An 18,979-nucleotide genomic window follows, 5' to 3' on the forward strand; every position below is an offset into this window, starting at 1 on the left:
AGGAAACCCAATGACCTACACCAATTTCACGCTCGAAACCGACGCCGACGGCATCGCTGTCGTCACCTGGGACATGCCCGGCAAATCGATGAACGTCTTCACCGCCGAGGTGATGGCCGAACTCGACGCCATCATCGACGCTACGACCGCCGATGCCGCCATCAAGGGTGTCGTCTTCACTTCGGGCAAGTCCTCCTTCTCCGGCGGCGCCGATCTGTCGATGATCAAGTCGATGTTCAGTTCCTATCAGGAGGAGAAGGCAAAGAGCCCAGAGACGGCGGTGCAGAACCTCTTCGGGCTGGTTGGCCGCATGAGCGGCCTGTTCCGCAAGCTCGAAACGTCCGGCAAGCCCTGGGTTTCCGCCATCAACGGCACCTGCATGGGCGGCGCTTTCGAACTGTCGCTCGCCTGCCACGGCCGCGTCGCCTCCAATGCCAAGAGCGTCAAGATCGCGCTGCCCGAGGTGAAGGTCGGTATCTTCCCCGGCGCCGGCGGCACGCAGCGTGTGCCACGGCTGGCGAACGCCCAGGATGCGCTGCAGATGATGACGACGGGCCAGTCGTTGACCGGCTCCCGCGCCAAGGCGATGAACCTCGTGCATCAGGTGGTCGAGCCGGATCAGCTCATCCCCGCCGCCAAGCAGATGATCAAAGATGGCCTGAAGCCGGTCGCCCCCTGGGACGAGAAGGGCTTCAAGGCCCCGGGCGGCGGCATCTGGACACCGGCTTCCGCCCAGCTCTGGCCGGCGGCTCCGGCAATCTTGCGCCGGGAAACATCGGGCAATTATCCGGCAGCACTTGCCATCCTGAAATGCGTCTACGAAGGCCTCCAGGTGCCGTTCGATACCGGCCTGAAGATCGAGCAGCGTTATTTCACCGAGGTGCTGCAGACCCGCGAAGCCTTCTCGATGATCCGTTCGCTGTTCATCTCCATGCAGGAGCTCGGCAAGGGCGCCCGCCGCCCGGCAGGTCACGCGAAGACCGAGCTGAAACATATCGGCGTCGTCGGCGCCGGCTTCATGGGCGCCTCGATCGCTTATGTCACGGCCGCCGCCGGCATTCCGGTGACGCTGATCGACCGCGACATCGAAGCGGCGACCAAGGGCAAGACCGTCTCGGAAGGCCTAGTCAAGGATTCGGTCGGTAAGGGACGTCTTACGCAGGACGAGGCGGCTACACTGCTCTCCCGCATCACGCCCTCGGCAGACTATGCCGACCTCGCCAATGCCGATCTCGTCATCGAGGCGGTGTTCGAGGATCGCGAGGTGAAGAAGGCGGTCATCGAGGCGGTCGAAGCGGTCTTGCCGGAAGGCGCGGTCTTTGCCTCCAACACCTCGACCCTGCCGATCTCAGGTCTCGCCAGGAACTCGAAACGGCCTGCCGATTTCATCGGCATCCACTTCTTCTCGCCTGTCGAGAAGATGATGCTGACCGAGGTCATCCTCGGAAGCGACACCGGCGACAGGGCGCTGGCCGTCGCTCTTGATTATGTCGCAGCCATCAGGAAGACGCCGATCGTCGTCAATGACACCCGCGGCTTCTTCGTCAATCGCTGCGTGCTGCGTTACATGTCGGAAAGCTACGACATGCTGATCGAGGGCGTGCCGCCTGTGATGATCGAGAATGCCGCCAAGATGGCCGGCATGCCGGTCGGTCCCCTGGCGCTCAATGACGAGGTCGCCATCGACCTCTCGCTGAAGATCCTCAAGGCGACGGTCGCCGATCTCGGCGAAAAGGCCATCGACCCCAGGCATATGGAACTCATCTCCCGCATGGTGGAAAAGGAGGGCCGTTTCGGCCGCAAGAATTCCAAGGGCTTCTACGACTATCCGCCGAAGCCGGCCAAGAAGTCCCTCTGGCCCGACCTCAAGACCTTCTATCCGCAGAAGCAGGCGGATGAGGTCGACGTCAACGTCCTGAAACAGCGTTTCCTCGTCACCATCGCGCTCGAAGCCGCACGCACGGTGGAGGAAGGCATCGTCACCGATCCGCGCGAAGCGGATGTCGGTTCGATCCTGGGCTTTGGCTTCGCGCCCTATACCGGCGGGGCGCTGAGCTATATCGACGGGATGGGCGCGCAGGCTTTCGTGGAATTGGCGGAAAAGTTAGCTACTGCTTACGGAAGTCACTTCAAGCCGACGCCGCTGCTGAAGGACATGGCCGCCAAGGGCGAGACGTTTTACGGCCGGTTCGACCCCTATGCGAAGCTGGGGAAGGCGGCTTAGGCCGCCTTTACCCATCCTGCCGCGGCGCTACGACGTTCAAGAATTATTCGACTTCACCCTCGCCATTTGAATTCGACTTTCCCTTGCTGCGGCCTTGTCACGGACACAATTTCCGATTACATGTTCGCGCATCGATCTTGCTAGATGAACTTTGAAACGGCCTCGCGTCGTTCCTGGCGAACTTCCTCCAAAATCGGTTTTCATCGCCGCTTGGCATTTATCCGAGCTGCAATCTTCTATGAACGATTCGAAAAGGATATCGTCATGAGCACAGGTACCGTAAAGTGGTTCAACGCAACCAAGGGCTTCGGCTTCATTCAGCCGGATGACGGCGCAGCCGACGTTTTCGTCCACATCTCCGCCGTTGAACGCGCTGGCATGCGCGATCTCAAGGATGGCCAGAAGCTGTCTTACGAGCTCGTCCGCGACAACAAGTCCGGCAAGATGTCGGCAGACCGCCTCCAGGCGGCCTGAGCCTTCAAGGCTCTAAATATCATCTCCGGATCGTGACCACGGATGTACTGGCACGGTTCGTTGAGATAGCAGGGAAGGTCGGGTTACCCCGGCCTTTTTTTGTGTCTGGTTGGCTGATGTTGTGCTCTATCCGCTCGCCCGCAGGAATGTTTGCCGCATCATCGGAAGCATGAATACTCAATCTCCTGGCACCTCGCCACCCCCCAGCCTGTCCATGACTCGCGCCATCACCGCACGTGCGGCATCGAGTTCCGCTGGCGTGAACGCGGCGCCCAGTCCGTCGGCCCATCCGGCTTGCGCGATCTCGATGACACCGAGCCGCGCCGCCCCTTCTGCCGTCAGCAGCACCAGCTTGGCGCGCTGGTGCTGCGGGTTGTCGGCATAGGCGATCAGCCCTTCGCTCTCCAGCACGTCGGCGAGCCGCTGCACGCCTTGGCGGGCGACGCCGAGTGCGCGGGCGATCTGCGCCACCGACATGTCGCTGCGTCGTGCCGCCGCCAGCACCTGCCAGCGCGCGCTCGTCTGTCCTGCCGGCTTTGCCAGCTGGTCGCCCGCCGCCGTCAGATGGCCGGCGAGGCGAAGGGCGGTGATGGCGAAAGCGGAAAAGGCATCCCCTTCCATTGTCCGCTCCGGTCGATTTTGTTTGACAACATGTTGTCGATTTTGTATCTCATCCATAATGACAACATATTGTCATATACGGAGACTGAAGGCAACGTCGAAGGAGGAGAGCGCCATGAAGAAAACCTACAAGGGAAGCTGCCATTGCGGCAAAGTGCACTATGAGGTGGACATGGACCTCGAGGAAGGCACCGGCCGCTGCAATTGTTCGATCTGCGCCAAGCGCCGCTATTGGGGCGCCAACGTCAAGCCGGAGGATTTCCGGCTGATGTGCGACCAGGCGGAAACGTCCGACTATCAGTTCAACACCATGAGCGGTCATCATCGCTTCTGCCGTACTTGCGGTGTGCCGGCCTATGGTGACGGTTATGTCGAAGCGATCGGCGGCGCCTATGTCTCGATCAACATCGCCTGCCTCGACAATATCACGCCCGAGGAACTGGCAGCACTGCCTGTCCGTTATGCCGATGGCAGGCACGATGCCTGGTGGAACGAACCGACAGTGACGAGTTATCTCTAAAGCAATTCCAGCAAAACTGCGCAGCGCTTTTGCTGGAATTGTGCAGATGTCGATGTCGGATCGTCGTCCTCCCCTTCGTCCTCTGTCCATAACGGAGAAGGAGAACGATCGTGAAAGACGAAGAGAACGCCAGGATTGAGGAAGAGGCGATCATCGCCATGCTGATGATGCGCGCCAAGGCGCTGGGTGAGAAGAACGCCAGCGACGCGCTTTCCTATGAGGCCGAGGATTCCGTCGAATTTTCGCTGGCGCCGCCGCTCGTCTATTACGGCCAGGACGAAGCGGGTCTGCAGGTCTGGTTCGATACCTGGGAAGGCCCGATCGGCGGCGAGGTGCGCGATGCCAGACTGACGGCCGGAGAGGATGTCGCCTTCTGGAGCGGCCTCATGCGCATGACCGGGACCAAGACCGATGGCACCGCGGTCGATCTCTGGTTCCGCCAGACCCTCGGCCTCGTCAAGCAGGATGGCCGCTGGCTGGTTGCCCATCAGCACGCCTCGGTGCCCTTCGCCATGGACGGCAGCGGCCGGGCGCTGCTCGACCTCAAACCGTAAAGACTGTCAGGCAGCACTCCCCGCGACCTTCCGCCGGTCGGCGCGAATGCTCATCAGTCCGACGCCCATCAAAAGCAGGATCGCCGTCGCATAGATGTCCGTCGTCAGTGCGTAACCGGCCGATTTCGCCAGGAACCCGGCCAGGATCGCCGGCAGGCTGAAGGCGAGGTAGCTCTGGACATAAAAGGCCGACAGCAGCCCGGCCCGCTCATCCGGTTTGGCGAGCGGCATGATTGTGCCGATCGAACCGAGGAAATTGGTGCCGAAACCGGCACCGGTGAAAATCGTGCCGATCAGCAGCAGCGGCACATTGGCGAGATGCACGCCGGCAACGACCGTCAGGATGCCGAGCGTCTTGGCCGATACGCCGAAAGCGAGATTGGCCGAGGCCGTCTTGCTGCGCCTGAGATAGACGGCGATCGCTCCGCTCACCATCAATGCGGTGACGACGGCCCCGCCCGTCAGCGGCGCCCGACTGCCGGTCGTGGTGGCGACCAAGGACGGGACCAGCGAGAGATAGAAGCCGGCAAGCGTCCAGTTGGCGATGTTGATCGGTGTCACCAGCGAGAGCGGTCGCTTCACCTGCGGCGGAACGGTGACCCGCGGGATCAGCGAGCCGAGTGCGCCCGGCCGCGTGCCGCCGGTCTCGTGCGTCAGCCAGATGGCCGCCGCCTGCAGCGTGAAGGCGACGAGCAGCAGCGCATAGATCAGATGCATCGGGAAGGGGCCGTATTGGATCAAGGCGCTGGTGCCGACCGCGCCCACCGCCATGCCGGAAAGCGGTGCGATCGAGTTGACGATCTGTCCCTTTGCCCGGTCGACATCGACGAGCGCCGCTCCGAGCGAGGCGCCGGCGATTCCCGTTGCCAGCCCCTGCACGATCCGTGCTGCGATCAGCCAGCCGGGACCGCTTGCGACGACGAAGAGCGCCATGGCGACGATTTCGAGCACAAGGGCGAAGAAGATTACCGGCTTGCGGCCGAGGTGGTCGGAGATTGAGCCAGCGGTCAGCAGCGCCGCCAGCAGCGCGAAGGCGTAGACCGCGAAAATCACCGTGATCAGCACCGGCGAGACGGAGAAGTTTTCCTGATAAATCCGGTAGAGCGGCGTCGGCGCCGCGGAGGCGCCGAAGAAGGTGGCGAGCGTCAGCGCATGAAAGCCGATCGAGGCGCGCGGCGAATTCTCGGTGGATTTGGCTGCGACGAACATATATAAGCTCCTTAAAGCTAAGCCGTTGCGTTAGCTTATGTAGAGCAGGCATTTCGTAAAAGCAAATTCTTTGCGTTAATAGGTCTGTCAAAGATTTTGAACCATCGGCATCAAGGAGAGAAAGTCGGGTTGCCCGCATGACAGTGAAAGAGAATCTCCGTCCGGGCGGCAGAAGCGCCCGGGTTCAGGCATCGGTGCACAAGGCGGTCCGTGAGCTGATGGCCGAGATGAGCCGCGCCGACGTGACGATCCCCCTGATCGCCGGCAAGGCGGGGGTGACGCCATCGACCATCTATCGCCGCTGGGGCGACCTGCAGGAGCTTTTCGCCGATGTCGCCGTCGATCGGCTGCGCCCGGATATGCAGCCGGTCGATGCCGGCAGTGGCAAGGCCGATCTCGAAGCCTGGGCCGAGCAATATGCCGAGGAAATGTCCTCCGGGCCGGGCCGCGAGATGATCCGCGACGTGCTGGCGGCGCAGGCGGGCGCAAATGCCTGCAAATGCGCTGAATTTACCCGCCAGCAGATCGGCGTCATCGCCGAGAGGGCAAAGGCCCGCGGCGAGGTCTTTCCGGATGTTGACCGCGTCATGGACCAGGTCGTGGCGCCGATCATGTACCGCATCCTGTTCGGTGACGTGCCGGATGCAGCGCGCGTGCGCGATCTGGTCGCCCGTGTCATGGGCGCGACGGACTGAGCGGATCTCTTACTCCGCTACTCCGCTACTCCGCGGCTGCGCGCTTGAGGCCGGAAATCTGGGTGATATAGGCGCGCAGTGCCGCCGGCCGCACCGGTTTGTGCTGAACGGCGATGCCGTATCGCTCGGCCTCGCTGCGCACCTCCGGCGTGCGGTCGGCCGTGATCAGCAAAGCGGGAATATCGGCGCCGAATTGCCGGCGCAGATGCAGGATAGCGGCAATGCCGGTGCCGTCGCCGAGATGATAATCGGCGATGACGATATCTGGCGGTCCGTCCCGACCGTCGATTGATATCACGTCGGCAAGACAATCCAGCGCCGCCACCTCGCAGCCCCAGCCGCTGATCAAGAGCCGCATGCCCTCGAGGATCTTCGGCTCATTGTCGATGCAGAGGATTTTCAGCCCGCTCAGCGGCTGTCCCGGACGGTCGGCGGGCGTGACGGCCGCTGTGGCCTCGGCCGGGCGCGAGACGTCGAGCGGCATGGCGATTCGGAATTCCGTGCCCCTGCCATGCGTCGAGTGCAGCTCGACCGGATGGTTGAGCACACGGGCGATGCGGTCGACGATCGAAAGGCCGAGCCCGAGGCCGGAGGCGGTTTTCGCGCCCTCGTCCAGCCGCGCGAATTCCTTGAACACGGTGCGGAATTTCGATGGCGGAATGCCGATGCCGGAATCGATCACCTGGATGATCACCTGGTTGCCGCGCCGCCGCGCGCCGACCAGCACCTTACCGCTGATCGTGTATTTGATGGCGTTGGAGACGAGGTTCTGCACCAGCCGGCGCAGCAGGTTGGGGTCGGAGCGGACCCTGAGCGACGTCGGCATGACCACCAGCTTCAGCTGCTTTTCGCGGGCGATCGGCGCGAAATCGGTCTCGATACGCTTCAGCAGGTCGGAGAGCGCGACGGAGGCAAGCCGCGGTCGCATGGCGCCGGTATCGAGCCTGGAGATATCGAGCACCGCGCCGAGAATGGTCTCGACCGATTCCAGCGCGGAATCGATGTTGCGCACGATCAGGCTGTTGTCGGATTGCGCCATGCGCTCGACCAGCGCCGAGGAATAGAGCCTGGCGGCATTGAGCGGCTGCAGGATATCGTGGCCGGCGGCGGCAAAAAAACGTGTCTTACCAATATTCGCTTCGTCGGCAGCGGCGCGTGCCTCGCCGAGTTCGTGGTTGACGCGGGTAAGCTCGGCCGTACGTTCGGCAACGCGCTGCTCCAGAGTCTCATTCGCTTGTTTCAGCGCCTGGTCGGCACTCACGCGCTGGGTGATGTCGGTGAAGGTGGCGACGATGCCCTTGTCGGGCATGGCATTGGAACGCACCTCGATGATCCGCTCGCCGCCCCCGAGCACCAGCGAAAAGGGTTTGTCGAGCGTCAGGAAATGTCGCACCGTCTGGCTGAGATCGCCGGGCGCGATATCGCCGCGCTGGCTGAGCGTAGTGACGATATCGGACAGGGGAAAACCGACCTGGCCGGCACTTTCCGGCAGATCCAGCAATTGCCGGAAGCGCCGGTTCCAGATCGTCAGCCGGTTGGAACTGTCGAAGACCGCAATGCCCTGGTCCATCTGCGAAAGTGCTGTCTGCAGCATGTCCTGGTTATATTGCAGTGCCTCGCTCGCCTGGTCGAGCAGCCAGGCCGTGTCGGAAGAGGCATCCTCGATCTTCTGCAGGATCAATGACAGCACCAGCCGGGCCGAAGACGAGCCGATGGCGCTGCCGAGGAGCTGTTCGCTGAAATGGATGAGCGCCATGTCCGCCGGCTGTTCGTCCTCCAGCTTGCGGCCGGAGCTCTGTTCGTAGGTCGTCAACGAGCGCTGCATGCGCTCTTCGCCGAGATAGCGCGAGATCGCCGCCTTGAGATCGCCGACGCTGATGCGGGTCTTCCAGCCGCGCGTGGCAAATTGCGAGCGCGAATGCCGCTTGACGAAGATGCCGGCCTGGATGCGTTCCAGCGGCCTGGCGTTGCGGGTGAGCGAGCCGACAATAAAGAAGGCGGTGTTGACGAGCAGGCTCATCGCTGTCGCATTGACCAGCGGATCGGCGTCGGCTGCGGTGAACAATGTCGTGCCGGGGAAGATGAAGCCGAGCACGGCGCTCGCCACATAGGAATAATTGGGGCCGCCGAGCGAGGGCAGGAACAGCAGGTAGATCCAGATGACGAAACCGGAGGTAAGCCCGAGGATCGCGCCGCGCGCGTTCGCCCGCCGCCAGATCAGCCCGCCGAACAGCGCTGGGGCGATTTGCGCGATCGCGGCAAAGGAAAGAAGGCCGATCGAGGCAAGGCCGGCGGTGCTGTCGGTCGAACGGTAATAGGCGTAGCCGAACAGCAGTACGGCGAAAATGGCGCTGCGGCGGATGTTCAGCAGCGTCTTGGCGAAATTGTCGCGCTGGCTGGCGCGGCCGGCGAGTTTGCGCCTGAGGAAGATCGGCATGATGATGTCGTTCGACACCATGATCGACAGCGCGACGGAATCGACGATGACCATCGCCGTTGCGGCGGAGAAACCGCCGATGAAGATGATCAGCGAAATAACGGGCATCTGGCCGGCAAGCGGCAGCGACAGCATGTAGAAATCGGCATTGCCGCTGCCGCCGAAGGTCAGCAGCCCGCCGATCGCCACCGGCAGCACGAAGAGATTGATTGATATGAGATAGGTGGGAAACAGGAAGCCGGCGAGTTTCAGCTGTTTCGGGGTTCGGTTTTCGACAACCGTCACGTGGAATTGCCGCGGCAGCAGGATGATCGCAAAGGCCGACAAGATGATCAGGGTGATCCAGCGGCTGATCGGCGTATGGTAGCTGAGCGCCGACATGACCAGCTCATTGTCGACGGTCTTGCGCCAGAGATCGGTCGGGCCATCGAAGAGAAACCAGATGACGCAGACGCCGGCCGTCAGGAAGGCGACGAGCTTGACCAGGGATTCCATCGAGACGGCGAGGATGAGGCCGTCCTGATGCTCCGTCGCATCTGTATGCCGCGTGCCGAACATGATGGCGAAGCAGGCAAGCACCAGCGTTGCGACGAGCGGCAGGTCGAGGAAATAGAGGTTGCCGCTGCCGATGCCGTAATCGGACGGATTGACCATGGCGCTGACGGTGCTGGAGATCGCCTTGAGTTGCAGCGCAATATAAGGAATGGCGCCGATCAGCGAGATCAATGCGACGATCGTTGCGACCGTCGAGTTCTTGCCGTAGCGGGCGGCGACGAAGTCGGCAACCGATGTGAGCTTCTCCGCCTTGGCGAGCTCGATGATACGGCGAAGCAGCGGCATACCGAGCGTGAAGACCAGGATGGGGCCGATATAGATGCCGGCAAATTCCAGGCCCCGCTGCGCCGCAAGCCCGACGCTGCCGAAATAGGTCCAGGAGGTGCAGTAGATCGCAAGGCTCAGCGCATAGACTACCGGCCATCCGCCTTCCAGCGTGCCGGGGCCGCCTTGCCGCGTGCCCGGGCCGCGGTTCTTGCGGTCGCCATAGCTCGCCACGGCGAAAAGCAGGAGCAGATAGCCGAAGGCAGACGCGAATATGACCCAGCCTGGAAGCATTGACCCTCCGCCGGCGGAAAACCCGCCGGGACCTCCCGCAACATGGGTCAGCTTAAGTTATTTCGAGCACTTTGAGAATTCCCGCCGGTCTAGGCCTTAAGTCAAAGACCGCACGGGGTATCCCCAAATAATTACGATTGCCGATTGATTAATTGCAATGAAGATGTAGCTAATAAAAACAATTGTATCAGAGGGAGACGGATCCGATGCTCAATGAGTTCAAGGCCTTTATCGCCCGCGGCAATGTCATGGATCTTGCGGTCGGCGTTATCATCGGCGGCGCCTTCGGTGGCATCGTCAAATCTCTGGTGGATGACCTCATTATGCCGATCGTCGGCGCCATTTTCGGCGGCTTCGATTTTTCGAATTACTTCTTTCCACTGTCGTCGGCCGTCAACGCGCCGACGCTTGCCGCCGCCCGCGCCCAGGGAGCGGTCTTTGCCTATGGCAGTTTTCTCACCGTGCTCATCAACTTCCTCATTCTCGCCTGGATCATCTTCCTGATGGTCAAGGGCGTGAACACCATGCGTGCCCAGATCGAGCGCCAGGAAAAGGCGGCACCGGAAGAGCTGCCCCCGCCGCCGGCAGACGTTCAGCTGCTGACGGAAATCCGCGATCTTCTCGCCAAGCGCCCGACGGCTTGATCCCGTCCGCTGCGGCCGGGCTCAATCATCATGAAAATCGATAAGCCATCACTGGATGTCATGGGATTTGCCGGTACAAATCCGCTATGAAGGCGGAAACCGGAGATATGCATGTCGATCGTCAGCAGCCTTAGCCCGCGCGCAGTAGCGGCGCCCGAAAGCGGGATCGTCGAAGTCGTCAATTACGCCCGTGGCCGCGAGGGTCTGCTGCCGCTCTGGGTGGGCGAGGGCGATCTGGCGACGCCCGATTTCATCAGCCGGGCGGCGATGGACGCGCTTGCCGCCGGCGAGACCTTCTACACCTGGCAGCGCGGCATTCCGGAGCTTCGCCAGGCGCTTTCGGATTATTACACCAGACATTTCGGAATCCGGCTTCCGGTCGAGCATTTCTACGTCACCGGCTCCGGCATGCAGGCGATCCAGATCGCCGTGCAGGCGCTGACCTCGCCGGGTGACGAACTGGTTTACCTCTCGCCTTCCTGGCCGAACATCGCCGCCGCTCTCGAAATATCCGGTGCGCGCTCCGTTGGTGTCGAGCTGCAGTTCGAAGGTGGTAAATGGGCGGTCGATCTGAACCGCATCGAAACCGCGATCACGCCGAAGACCAAGGGCATCTTCATCAACACGCCGTCGAACCCGACCGGCTGGACGGCAACGAAGCAGGATCTTGGCGATATCCTGGCGCTCGCCCGCCGGCACGATCTCTGGATCATGGCGGATGAAATCTACGCCCGCTACTACTTTGCCGGCGGCCGCGCGCCCTCTTTCCTCGACGTGATGGAAGAGGGCGACAAGGTCATCTTCGTCAATTCCTTCTCGAAGAACTGGTCGATGACCGGCTGGCGCGTCGGCTGGATTGTAGCACCCCCTGAGATGGGCCAGGTGCTCGAAAACCTCATCCAGTATTCGACATCGGGCGTGGCGCAGTTCATGCAGAAGGGCGCCGTCGCAGCCCTTGATCACGGCGACGATTTCGTCGCTGCCAATATCGCCAAGGCGGCCCGCTCCCGCGATATCCTCTGCGATGCGCTTGTCGCCACCAACCGCGTCGAGACGCTGAAGCCGGACGGCGCGATCTACGCCTTCCTGAAGATCGACGGCGTCGCTGACAGCCGCAGGGCAGCGCTCGACATCGTCGACAAGACAGGCGTCGGCCTCGCTCCCGGAACGGCCTTCGGCCGAGGCGGCGAACTCTTCCTACGCGCCTGCTTCCTGCGTGACCCCGCGCAGGTGGCGACCGCCGCCGAGCGGCTCTGCGACTATATCCTCAAGCTCTGACATCAGTCGGCCTGCTGCGAAAAGGAGCGTCATCCACGGCCCAGGAGATCGGCGAGGGCTGCCCCTCATCCGGCTGCCGCCACCTTCTCCCCGCTCGCGGGGCGAAGGGGATATGCCGCGCCCTCTCCGTCCCTCGCCAACGTCCCGCATGGCACGTCCCCTCGCCCCGTTTTTACGGGGGTCCGAAGGACGGGTCGAGACGAGTGGCTCGACCCCGGTAGGTTAGGGTGAGGGGCAGCCATCAGCCGCGAACGCCGCGATTTTGTGCCGGAATCGCCGGATCGATAAAACTCTAGCAAAGCCCGAAATCGGCCTCTAACCACGACTCCAAACATACCCGTTCAAAGGCCTTCCAATGGCCGTTCGATAAGAAAATTGGAAAGAAAAACCGGCGCCTGATGCCCCTGCTTATAAAAACGAAAGCAGGGACGCGGGACATGGCGGTTTTGGTGACGGGCGGGGCCGGGTATATCGGCAGTCACATGGTTTGGGCGCTGCTCGATGCGGGTGAGGATGTGGTCGTGCTCGACCGTCTCTCCACGGGCTTTCGCTGGGCCGTGGCGCCGGCGGCGCGTTTTTATCTCGGCGACATTGCCGATCCCGACATATTGAAAAAGGTCTTCATCGAAAACGACATCGAGGCGATCATCCATTTCGCCGGCTCCGCCGTCGTCCCGGTCTCGGTCGCAGATCCGCTTTCCTATTACGACAACAATTCCGGCAAGACCCGGGCGCTGCTGAGCGCTTCGGTCAAGGCCGGTATCCGCAACTTCGTCTTCTCTTCGACGGCGGCCGTCTACGGTCAGCAAAAGACCGACCTGCCGGTGAAGGAGACGGCCCCTCTCAATCCGGAAAATCCTTACGGCCAGTCGAAGCTGATGACCGAATTCATGCTGCGCGATGCCGCCGCCGCCTATGATTTCAACTATGTCGCGCTTCGCTACTTCAACGTCGCCGGCGCCGACCCGCATCATCGCGCCGGCCAGTCGACTTCAGGCGCCACGCACCTCATCAAGGTCGCCTGCGAGGCAGCACTCGGCAGGCGCGACAGCGTCAATGTCTACGGCATCGATTATCCCACCCATGACGGCACCGGCGTTCGCGACTACATCCATGTCAGCGATCTCACGGATGCGCATCTGAAAGCGCTGCAGCACCTGCGCAGGGACAAGGGCTCGCTCGTTGCCAATTGCGGTTATGGCAGCGGCTATTCCGTGCTCGACGTGCTGAACATGGTCACCCGCCTGCACGGGCATTCCTTCAAGATCCACATGGCGCCGCGGCGCGCCGGCGATTCGGCAAGCGTCGTCGCAGACGCTTCGCTCGCCCGGCAGGTGCTCGACTGGAAGCCCAGATACGATTCGCTGGAAACCATCGTCCAGAGCTCGCTCGATTGGGAACTGTTCCTGTCGAACAAGAGTGTCGACGACCTGCACAGCATCCACCGGGCACTGGCCGCCGCTTCTTTCTAGAGCACGTCCAGCAAAAGTGCGCAGCGCTTCAGGCGCCTGATGCAATAGCCTGTTTATCATCCCCGCGGCTGCGGGGCCGCATGGCGTGACGTGAATAAGGAAAATCAAGCTTTGTCTGGCTGGCTCTGGCCAACGGAAAAGAGACGATGAAGAACTTTCTGGCCTCATTGCAGCTGCAAAAAGACAATCCGACGCTTCTGCTGGCGCAGTTCCAGGCCCTGTCGTCGCAGATCCCCATTCTCTATGTCCTGCTGATCATCAACGCCCTTGCAGTGGCGATCACCCACCTCAAATCCGCCCCCCTTTGGCTCTCGCTCTACATTCCTGTGACCTTGAGCGTCGTCTGTGTCTTCCGTCTCTGCTGGTGGGAGATCAGGGGCAAGGAAGATGTGACCGCCGAGCGGGCCTACAGGCTGATGAAGCTCACGATGGCTGGGGCCGGTATCCTGACCGTCGCTTTCGGCGGCTGGGCGATTGCGCTTTACCAGTATGGCGATGCCTCCCAGCAGGGCCAGATCGCCTATTTCCTCGTTGTCACCGGCATTTCCTGCATCTTTTGCCTGATGCATCTGCCGATGGCGGCGGCGCTGACCACGGTCATCACTTTCTCGGCCATGGTCGCGACCTTCATGTTTTCGGGCAATCCCGTTTTCGTCGCGACTGCCGTCAGCGGTCTCTTCCTGATCCTGCCCTTCCTCCGGGTGATCAACAGCTATTTCCAGAATTTCGTCGGTCTCGTGCAATTGACCGAGGAACTGAAGCAGAAGCAGGCGGAAGCCGAGGAGCTGAACCTCGTCAACAGCCGCAACGCCCTGCATGACCAGCTGACCGGCCTTGCCAATCGCCGCAGCTTCTTTCTCTCGCTGGAAAAACGGCTGCAGAAAGATCCGTCCTCGCCGCCCGTCCTCGGCATTCTCGATCTCGATGGCTTCAAGCCGGTCAACGATGTCTTCGGCCATGCCGCCGGCGATCTCGTGCTCAAGGAGACGGCCCGCCGCTTCGTCGCGCTGGTCGGCGAAGAGGGCATCGTCTCCCGTCTCGGCGGTGATGAGTTCGGTATCATCTTTCCCTGCTCAATGACACGCCAGGCGATCGCCGATCTCGGCCAGGCGCTCTGTGCTGCCGTCCGCGACCCTTTCGAAATCCCCGACGGCTCGGTCCGCGTCTTCGGCTCCTGCGGCATAGTCTATCCCGATATCGGCGCATACACCGCCGAGGATCTCTACGAGAAAGCGGATTTCGCCCTCTACCAGGTCAAGAGCAAGCGCAGCAGCGGCGTCGAATTCTTCTCGGCCGACCACGAGAAGATTCTGACGCAGCGCCACCTGATCGAACTCGAACTGCAGGCGAACGATTTCGCCAAGGAATTGAAACTCGACTATCAGCCGATCGTCGAATTGAGGAGCGGCCGCGTCGTCGCTTACGAGGCGCTTGCCCGCTGGGACAGCGCCCGCTTCGGCCGCATCAGTCCAGACGCCTTCATTCCGGCTGCTGAGCGCACGGCCGTCATCGGCCGCATAACCCGCATCCTCTTCGCCAAGGCGCTCGAAGCGCTGGCGATCATTCCACGGCATCTCAGGCTGTCCTTCAATCTCTCGGCGCGCGATATCTGCGACCACGAAACCTCGATGGCGCTGCTGGCCATGATCACCCGCTCCGGCATCGATCCCAGGCGCATCGAATTCGAGATCACCGAGACGGCGCTGCTCTCCGATTTCGACACCGCCGACCAGGTGATATCAATGCTGCGCGCTGCCGGCATCTCGATCGCGCTTGATGATTTCGGCACCGGCTATTCGAGCCTCAGCCATATTCATCGTCTCGCCTTCGACAAGCTGAAGATCGACAAGTCCTTCGTGATGAATTTCGATCGTGACGCCCGTTGCATGAACATTACCCGCTCGGTCGCCAATCTCTGCCAGAATCTCGGCATCGCCTCCGTCGCCGAAGGCGTCGAAAGCGAAGAGATCGCCGAGGGATTGAAGGCGATGGGCGTACGTCTGGCGCAGGGCTATCATTTCTCGCGGCCGCTGCCGCTGGAACTTGCCATCGACTACGCCGCCCGGTGCGAAGCTGCAGCCTCCGCCCGCAATTCGCTGTCTGCCTGAGCCGACCTTAAATCGACTGGAGCGATCCGTCATCGTCGTCTATTCATGGTCGTAATAGATGAGGTGAACATGCAGGACAACGAACGGCAAGACGAAGTCATCATTGAACGGCGGGGTACCGCAGGCGTCATCCGGCTCAACCGGCCGCGAGCGCTGAACAGCCTGACCCTGCCGATGATCCGGGCGATCACTGCGGCCCTTCACGACTTTGCCGGTGATCCCGAGGTGGCGAGCGTCGTGGCGACGGGAGAGGGCGAACGCGGCTTCTGTGCCGGCGGCGATATCCGCGCCCTGCATGAGAGTGCCCGCGCCGGCGACGGCCTGGCGGCAAGCTTCTGGCGCGAGGAGTTCCGCCTCAACCATATGATTGCCGCCTATCCCAAACCCTATGTCGCGCTGATGGACGGCATCACCATGGGCGGCGGCGTAGGCATGTCGGCGCACGGCCGCCACCGCGTCGTCACCGAGCGCACCCGGCTGGCCATGCCCGAAACCGGCATCGGCTATGTCCCGGATGTCGGCGCCACCTGGCTGCTGCCGCGTGGCCCCGGCGAAGCCGGAACATGGCTCGGCCTGACAGGGCTCGATATCGGTGCGGCCGATGCGATCCACGCTGGGCTTGCCGACCTTCAGATCGCCTCGTCGCGGCTGGGCGAAGCGATCGATGCTCTCTCGAACCTGCCCCACGCCAGCTCATCCGGCGATGTCGATGCCGTGCTGCAGGCGCTTTCTGAGCCCGCGGGAGAAAGTCGGCTGCGGCAGAACGCGGCGACGATCGATCGCGCATTTCGTTTCGACAGCGTCGAGGAGATCCTGGCAGCACTCGCCGAGGAGGAGAGCGAATTCGCCGCCGAGACTCGCCGGGTGCTGCACACGCGTTCACCGACCAGCCTGAAGCTCGCTTTGCGGCTGTTGCGAGCCGGGCGCCGCAGCGCCTCGCTTGCCGAATGCCTCGGCCGCGAACTCGGTGCCTGCCTGCAGATGCTTGATAATCCCGATTTCTTCGAGGGTATTCGCGCCGCCGTCATCGACAAGGACCGCAATCCGCAATGGTCGCCGGCATCAGTCGATGCCGTGCAGGCATCAACGGTCGAGAATTTCCTGAAACCGGCCGAGCCGCCGCTTTCACTCTAAACTCGATCCGGTTATCGCCACATGCCGCGCATGCGGGCGCCGACATCGATGCGCACCTGCCGCGCTTGGGCTTGAGCGGCCTCCGATTTCCCCTGCGGCCAGCTGCAGGCCTCGAAGAACTGCAGCAGGGTCGCGGGAATGAAGCGGCTGCGCGAGGCATAGACGTGCCGGTCGCCCTGCGAGTTCTGCCCGTAAGTGAAGAAGCGTTGCGGCACGACGAGGTCGAGACCATCCCTGGCGCGCGTCATCGCGACATAGAGCAGCCGGCGTTCCTCTTCGATTTCGGCAGTGGTGCCGACGGCGAGATCGCTCGGTATGCAGCCGTCGACGACGTTCAGCATGAAGACCCTCGTCCATTCCTGGCCTTTGGCGGAATGGATGGTCGACAGGATGAGATAGTCTTCGTCGAGAAGCGGCACGCCCGCCTGGTCGCTGGTCGCATCCGGCGGATCGAGGGTGAGTTCGGTCAGAAAGCGCTCGCGCGAGGCATAACCGCCGGCGATCTGCTCGAGCTGCAGCAGGTCGGCCTGCCGCGTCGCTGCATCCTCGTGCAGCCGTTCCAGATGCGGCGCGTACCATTGCCGCGCCAGGCCGATTTCCGCCGGCCAGCCGGCCTTGCCGGTCTTCAGCTCCTGCAGCACCGAAACGAAAGTCGTCCAGTCCTCGCCGGAGCGCGCCGGCGCCGGCATGGCAGCAAGAGCAGAAATCGGGCTGGCATCCTCGGCCATCAGGTCGAGCGTCTTCTGCGCCGTCGACGGTCCGACCCCCGGCAGGATCTGCATCAGCCGGAAGCCCGCCACCCGGTCGCGCGGGTTCTGCGCGAAGCGAAGAGCGGCCAGCATGTCCTTCACATGCGCGCTGTCGAGAAACTTCAGCCCGCCGAACTTGACGAAGGGAATGTTGCGCCGGGTCAGCTCGACCTCCAGCGGTCCGCTGTGATGCGAGGCGCGGAAAAGCACGGCCTGCTGCTTGAGCGTGAGGCCTTCCTCGCGGTTGTCGAGCACCATGTCGGCGACGTAGCGCGCCTGCTCGGCCTCGTCGCGCACCGTGACGAGGCGGGGCCGCTCGGACGATTGCCGCTCGGTCCAGAGATTCTTGGTGAAGCGCTCCGAGGCGAGATCGATGACGGCGTTGGCGGCGGCGAGGATCGGCTGCGTCGAGCGGTAGTTGCGGTCGAGCGTGACGATATTGGCGGCCGGGCTGAAGGCGGCGGGAAAATCGAGGATGTTGCGCACGGTCGCGGCACGGAAGGAATAGATCGATTGCGCATCGTCGCCGACGACGGTCAGCCCCTGGCCTTGGGGTTTCAGCGCCAGCAGGATCGAGGCCTGCAACCGGTTGGTATCCTGATATTCGTCGACCAGCACATGGTCGAAACGGCTGCCGATATCCTCGGCAATGACAGTCTCGCCGACCATCTGCGCCCAGTAGAGCAGCAGATCGTCGTAATCGAGCACGTTCTGGCTCTGCTTGGCCTCGACATAACAGGCGAAAAGTTCGCGCAGCTGTTTCTCCCACGTCGCGCACCAGGGAAAGACGTCGCGCAACACGAGGTCGAGCGCGGTTTCCGAATTCACCGCCCTGGAATAGATGGCAAGGCACGTGCCTTTTGTGGGAAAACGGCTTTCCGTCTTCGAGAAGCCGAGGTCGTGCCGGATCAGGTTCATCAGATCGGCACTGTCTTCGCGGTCGTGGATGGTAAACCCAGGATCCAGACCGATCTGCTCCGCATAATCGCGCAACAGCCGCGCGCCGATGCCGTGGAAGGTGCCGGACCAGGAAAGCGCATCCGCCATCACGCCGGCATTCGCACCAAGCACATCGCGGCAGATGCGCTCGACACGCCGCGCCATCTCGGCGGCTGCCCGGCGCGAGAAGGTCATCAGCAGGATGCGGCGGGGATCAGCGCCCTTGACGATGAGATGGGCGACGCGATGCGCCAAGGTATTCGTCTTGCCCGAGCCGGCGCCGGCAATGACCAGCAGCGGCCCGGCAATATGGCTGCCGTCGATGAGCGTGCCGTGCTCGACGGCCATGCGCTGCTGCGGATTGAGCTTTTCGAGATACATCCAGCCGTCCGGTCGGGCTCCCGCAGAATCACTGGGGAAAGATTAGATGTTCCTTGAATGTTCGCGATTGCCGTCCCTGTCAAGCGATCTGGCGCGCGCGCAACATCTCAGTCGGGAAAATCCGGGCCGATCTCGCGCCGTACCAGCTTCAGGCTGCGGTCGGGCTGAAGGATATAGGTTTCCTCCACGCGCTGGCCCGTCCCGTTGTAGAACTGGTTGTAGACGGCGCTGCCGACCGGCGATTTGGTGAGCTTCGTTCGCGGCTGGCCGCCATAGGTAATGCTGCCGGGAATGGGTTCCAGTGCCGGCGTATCGGCCGCGGAGCAGCCGGCAAGCATTGCCCCGGCAAACAAGGCAGGCAAAAGCGCTTTCATCGTCATCATCCCTTTCGATTGCAGCCAGATATGGAAGCCGCGGCGCCTTTCGC

15 protein-coding genes are annotated in these 18,979 nt (G+C 62.4%); 10 read left to right on the plus strand and 5 right to left on the minus strand.

Features of this window, described 5'->3' with window-relative positions; all coding sequences use genetic code 11:
* Nucleotides 1–10 precede the first annotated feature (10 nt).
* A complete protein-coding gene (locus C3Y91_RS14410) occupies nucleotides 11–2,224 on the plus strand; it encodes a 3-hydroxyacyl-CoA dehydrogenase NAD-binding domain-containing protein (protein WP_168575490.1) in 2,214 nt (737 codons plus the stop codon).
* A 264-nt stretch (nucleotides 2,225–2,488) separates the two neighbouring features.
* The gene (locus tag C3Y91_RS14415; protein WP_003545273.1) at nucleotides 2,489–2,698 is read left to right on the plus strand and encodes a cold-shock protein; all 210 of its coding nucleotides are present in this window, start codon (nucleotides 2,489–2,491) and stop codon (nucleotides 2,696–2,698) included.
* Nucleotides 2,699–2,875: 177 nt separating this feature from the next.
* On the opposite strand, the gene C3Y91_RS14420 is transcribed toward C3Y91_RS14415, so the two are convergent.
* A complete protein-coding gene (locus C3Y91_RS14420) occupies nucleotides 2,876–3,319 on the minus strand; it encodes a MarR family winged helix-turn-helix transcriptional regulator (protein WP_168575491.1) in 444 nt (147 codons plus the stop codon).
* 115 nt (nucleotides 3,320–3,434) lie between these two features.
* Here C3Y91_RS14420 and C3Y91_RS14425 point away from each other — a divergent pair, with 115 nt between their 5' ends.
* Nucleotides 3,435–3,839, plus strand: a complete 405-nt coding sequence (locus tag C3Y91_RS14425) for a GFA family protein (RefSeq protein WP_130654534.1) — start codon at nucleotides 3,435–3,437, stop codon at nucleotides 3,837–3,839.
* 110 nt (nucleotides 3,840–3,949) lie between these two features.
* Entirely contained in the window at nucleotides 3,950–4,393 is a 444-nt protein-coding gene (locus C3Y91_RS14430) for a nuclear transport factor 2 family protein (protein ID WP_168575492.1), read from the plus strand.
* Nucleotides 4,394–4,399: 6 nt separating this feature from the next.
* Here C3Y91_RS14430 and C3Y91_RS14435 read toward each other — a convergent pair whose 3' ends face one another.
* On the minus strand, nucleotides 4,400–5,602 hold the full coding sequence (locus tag C3Y91_RS14435) for an MFS transporter (protein WP_168575493.1): 1,203 nt from the start codon (nucleotides 5,600–5,602) through the stop codon (nucleotides 4,400–4,402).
* 137 nt (nucleotides 5,603–5,739) lie between these two features.
* Between C3Y91_RS14435 and C3Y91_RS14440 the strand changes: the two genes are divergently transcribed.
* Entirely contained in the window at nucleotides 5,740–6,297 is a 558-nt protein-coding gene (locus tag C3Y91_RS14440) for a TetR/AcrR family transcriptional regulator (protein ID WP_018072469.1), read from the plus strand.
* Between the two features lie 25 nt (nucleotides 6,298–6,322).
* On the opposite strand, the gene C3Y91_RS14445 is transcribed toward C3Y91_RS14440, so the two are convergent.
* Entirely contained in the window at nucleotides 6,323–9,847 is a 3,525-nt protein-coding gene (locus C3Y91_RS14445; protein ID WP_164567352.1) for a PAS domain-containing hybrid sensor histidine kinase/response regulator, read from the minus strand.
* 206 nt (nucleotides 9,848–10,053) lie between these two features.
* On the opposite strand from C3Y91_RS14445, the gene mscL reads away from it, so the two are divergent.
* The 5 genes from mscL to C3Y91_RS14470 all read left to right on the plus strand — a co-directional run bounded on the left by mscL (nucleotide 10,054) and on the right by C3Y91_RS14470 (nucleotide 16,483).
* On the plus strand, nucleotides 10,054–10,491 hold the full coding sequence (mscL, locus tag C3Y91_RS14450) for a large conductance mechanosensitive channel protein MscL (protein WP_018072471.1): 438 nt from the start codon (nucleotides 10,054–10,056) through the stop codon (nucleotides 10,489–10,491).
* A gap of 111 nt (nucleotides 10,492–10,602) precedes the next feature.
* Entirely contained in the window at nucleotides 10,603–11,769 is a 1,167-nt protein-coding gene (locus C3Y91_RS14455; protein WP_164567351.1) for a pyridoxal phosphate-dependent aminotransferase, read from the plus strand.
* A 437-nt stretch (nucleotides 11,770–12,206) separates the two neighbouring features.
* Complete coding sequence (galE, locus tag C3Y91_RS14460) at nucleotides 12,207–13,241, plus strand: UDP-glucose 4-epimerase GalE (RefSeq protein WP_075224277.1); 1,035 nt, start codon at nucleotides 12,207–12,209, stop codon at nucleotides 13,239–13,241.
* Between the two features lie 146 nt (nucleotides 13,242–13,387).
* The gene (locus C3Y91_RS14465) at nucleotides 13,388–15,349 is read left to right on the plus strand and encodes a putative bifunctional diguanylate cyclase/phosphodiesterase (protein WP_024321000.1); all 1,962 of its coding nucleotides are present in this window, start codon (nucleotides 13,388–13,390) and stop codon (nucleotides 15,347–15,349) included.
* Nucleotides 15,350–15,418: 69 nt separating this feature from the next.
* Nucleotides 15,419–16,483: an enoyl-CoA hydratase/isomerase family protein gene (locus C3Y91_RS14470; RefSeq protein WP_168575494.1), complete on the plus strand. Its 1,065-nt coding sequence runs from the start codon at nucleotides 15,419–15,421 to the stop codon at nucleotides 16,481–16,483.
* 11 nt (nucleotides 16,484–16,494) lie between these two features.
* On the opposite strand, the gene C3Y91_RS14475 is transcribed toward C3Y91_RS14470, so the two are convergent.
* Together C3Y91_RS14475 and C3Y91_RS14480 are read right to left on the minus strand one after the other, a co-directional pair.
* Complete coding sequence (locus tag C3Y91_RS14475) at nucleotides 16,495–18,552, minus strand: ATP-dependent helicase (protein WP_168575495.1); 2,058 nt, start codon at nucleotides 18,550–18,552, stop codon at nucleotides 16,495–16,497.
* 107 nt (nucleotides 18,553–18,659) lie between these two features.
* Nucleotides 18,660–18,926: a hypothetical protein gene (locus tag C3Y91_RS14480; protein ID WP_130689285.1), complete on the minus strand. Its 267-nt coding sequence runs from the start codon at nucleotides 18,924–18,926 to the stop codon at nucleotides 18,660–18,662.
* Nucleotides 18,927–18,979: the final 53 nt, after the last annotated feature.

Source organism: Rhizobium ruizarguesonis (assembly GCF_012349115.1).
Lineage (GTDB): Bacteria > Pseudomonadota > Alphaproteobacteria > Rhizobiales > Rhizobiaceae > Rhizobium > Rhizobium ruizarguesonis.

Excerpts from the sequence above, each read along its gene's own strand:
- C3Y91_RS14465 (WP_024321000.1), top strand. The coding sequence starts at position 13,388 with ATGAAGAACTTTCTGGCCTCATTGCAGCTGCAAAAAGACAATCCGACG.
- C3Y91_RS14420 (WP_168575491.1), bottom strand. The coding sequence starts at position 3,319 with ATGGAAGGGGATGCCTTTTCCGCTTTCGCCATCACCGCCCTTCGCCTC.
- C3Y91_RS14480 (WP_130689285.1), bottom strand. The coding sequence starts at position 18,926 with ATGAAAGCGCTTTTGCCTGCCTTGTTTGCCGGGGCAATGCTTGCCGGC.
- C3Y91_RS14470 (WP_168575494.1), top strand. The coding sequence starts at position 15,419 with ATGCAGGACAACGAACGGCAAGACGAAGTCATCATTGAACGGCGGGGT.
- C3Y91_RS14475 (WP_168575495.1), bottom strand. The coding sequence starts at position 18,552 with ATGTATCTCGAAAAGCTCAATCCGCAGCAGCGCATGGCCGTCGAGCAC.
- C3Y91_RS14435 (WP_168575493.1), bottom strand. The coding sequence starts at position 5,602 with ATGTTCGTCGCAGCCAAATCCACCGAGAATTCGCCGCGCGCCTCGATC.
- mscL (WP_018072471.1), top strand. The coding sequence starts at position 10,054 with ATGCTCAATGAGTTCAAGGCCTTTATCGCCCGCGGCAATGTCATGGAT.
- C3Y91_RS14410 (WP_168575490.1), top strand. The coding sequence starts at position 11 with ATGACCTACACCAATTTCACGCTCGAAACCGACGCCGACGGCATCGCT.
- C3Y91_RS14425 (WP_130654534.1), top strand. The coding sequence starts at position 3,435 with ATGAAGAAAACCTACAAGGGAAGCTGCCATTGCGGCAAAGTGCACTAT.
- C3Y91_RS14415 (WP_003545273.1), top strand. The coding sequence starts at position 2,489 with ATGAGCACAGGTACCGTAAAGTGGTTCAACGCAACCAAGGGCTTCGGC.
- C3Y91_RS14455 (WP_164567351.1), top strand. The coding sequence starts at position 10,603 with ATGTCGATCGTCAGCAGCCTTAGCCCGCGCGCAGTAGCGGCGCCCGAA.
- C3Y91_RS14445 (WP_164567352.1), bottom strand. The coding sequence starts at position 9,847 with ATGCTTCCAGGCTGGGTCATATTCGCGTCTGCCTTCGGCTATCTGCTC.
- C3Y91_RS14440 (WP_018072469.1), top strand. The coding sequence starts at position 5,740 with ATGACAGTGAAAGAGAATCTCCGTCCGGGCGGCAGAAGCGCCCGGGTT.
- galE (WP_075224277.1), top strand. The coding sequence starts at position 12,207 with ATGGCGGTTTTGGTGACGGGCGGGGCCGGGTATATCGGCAGTCACATG.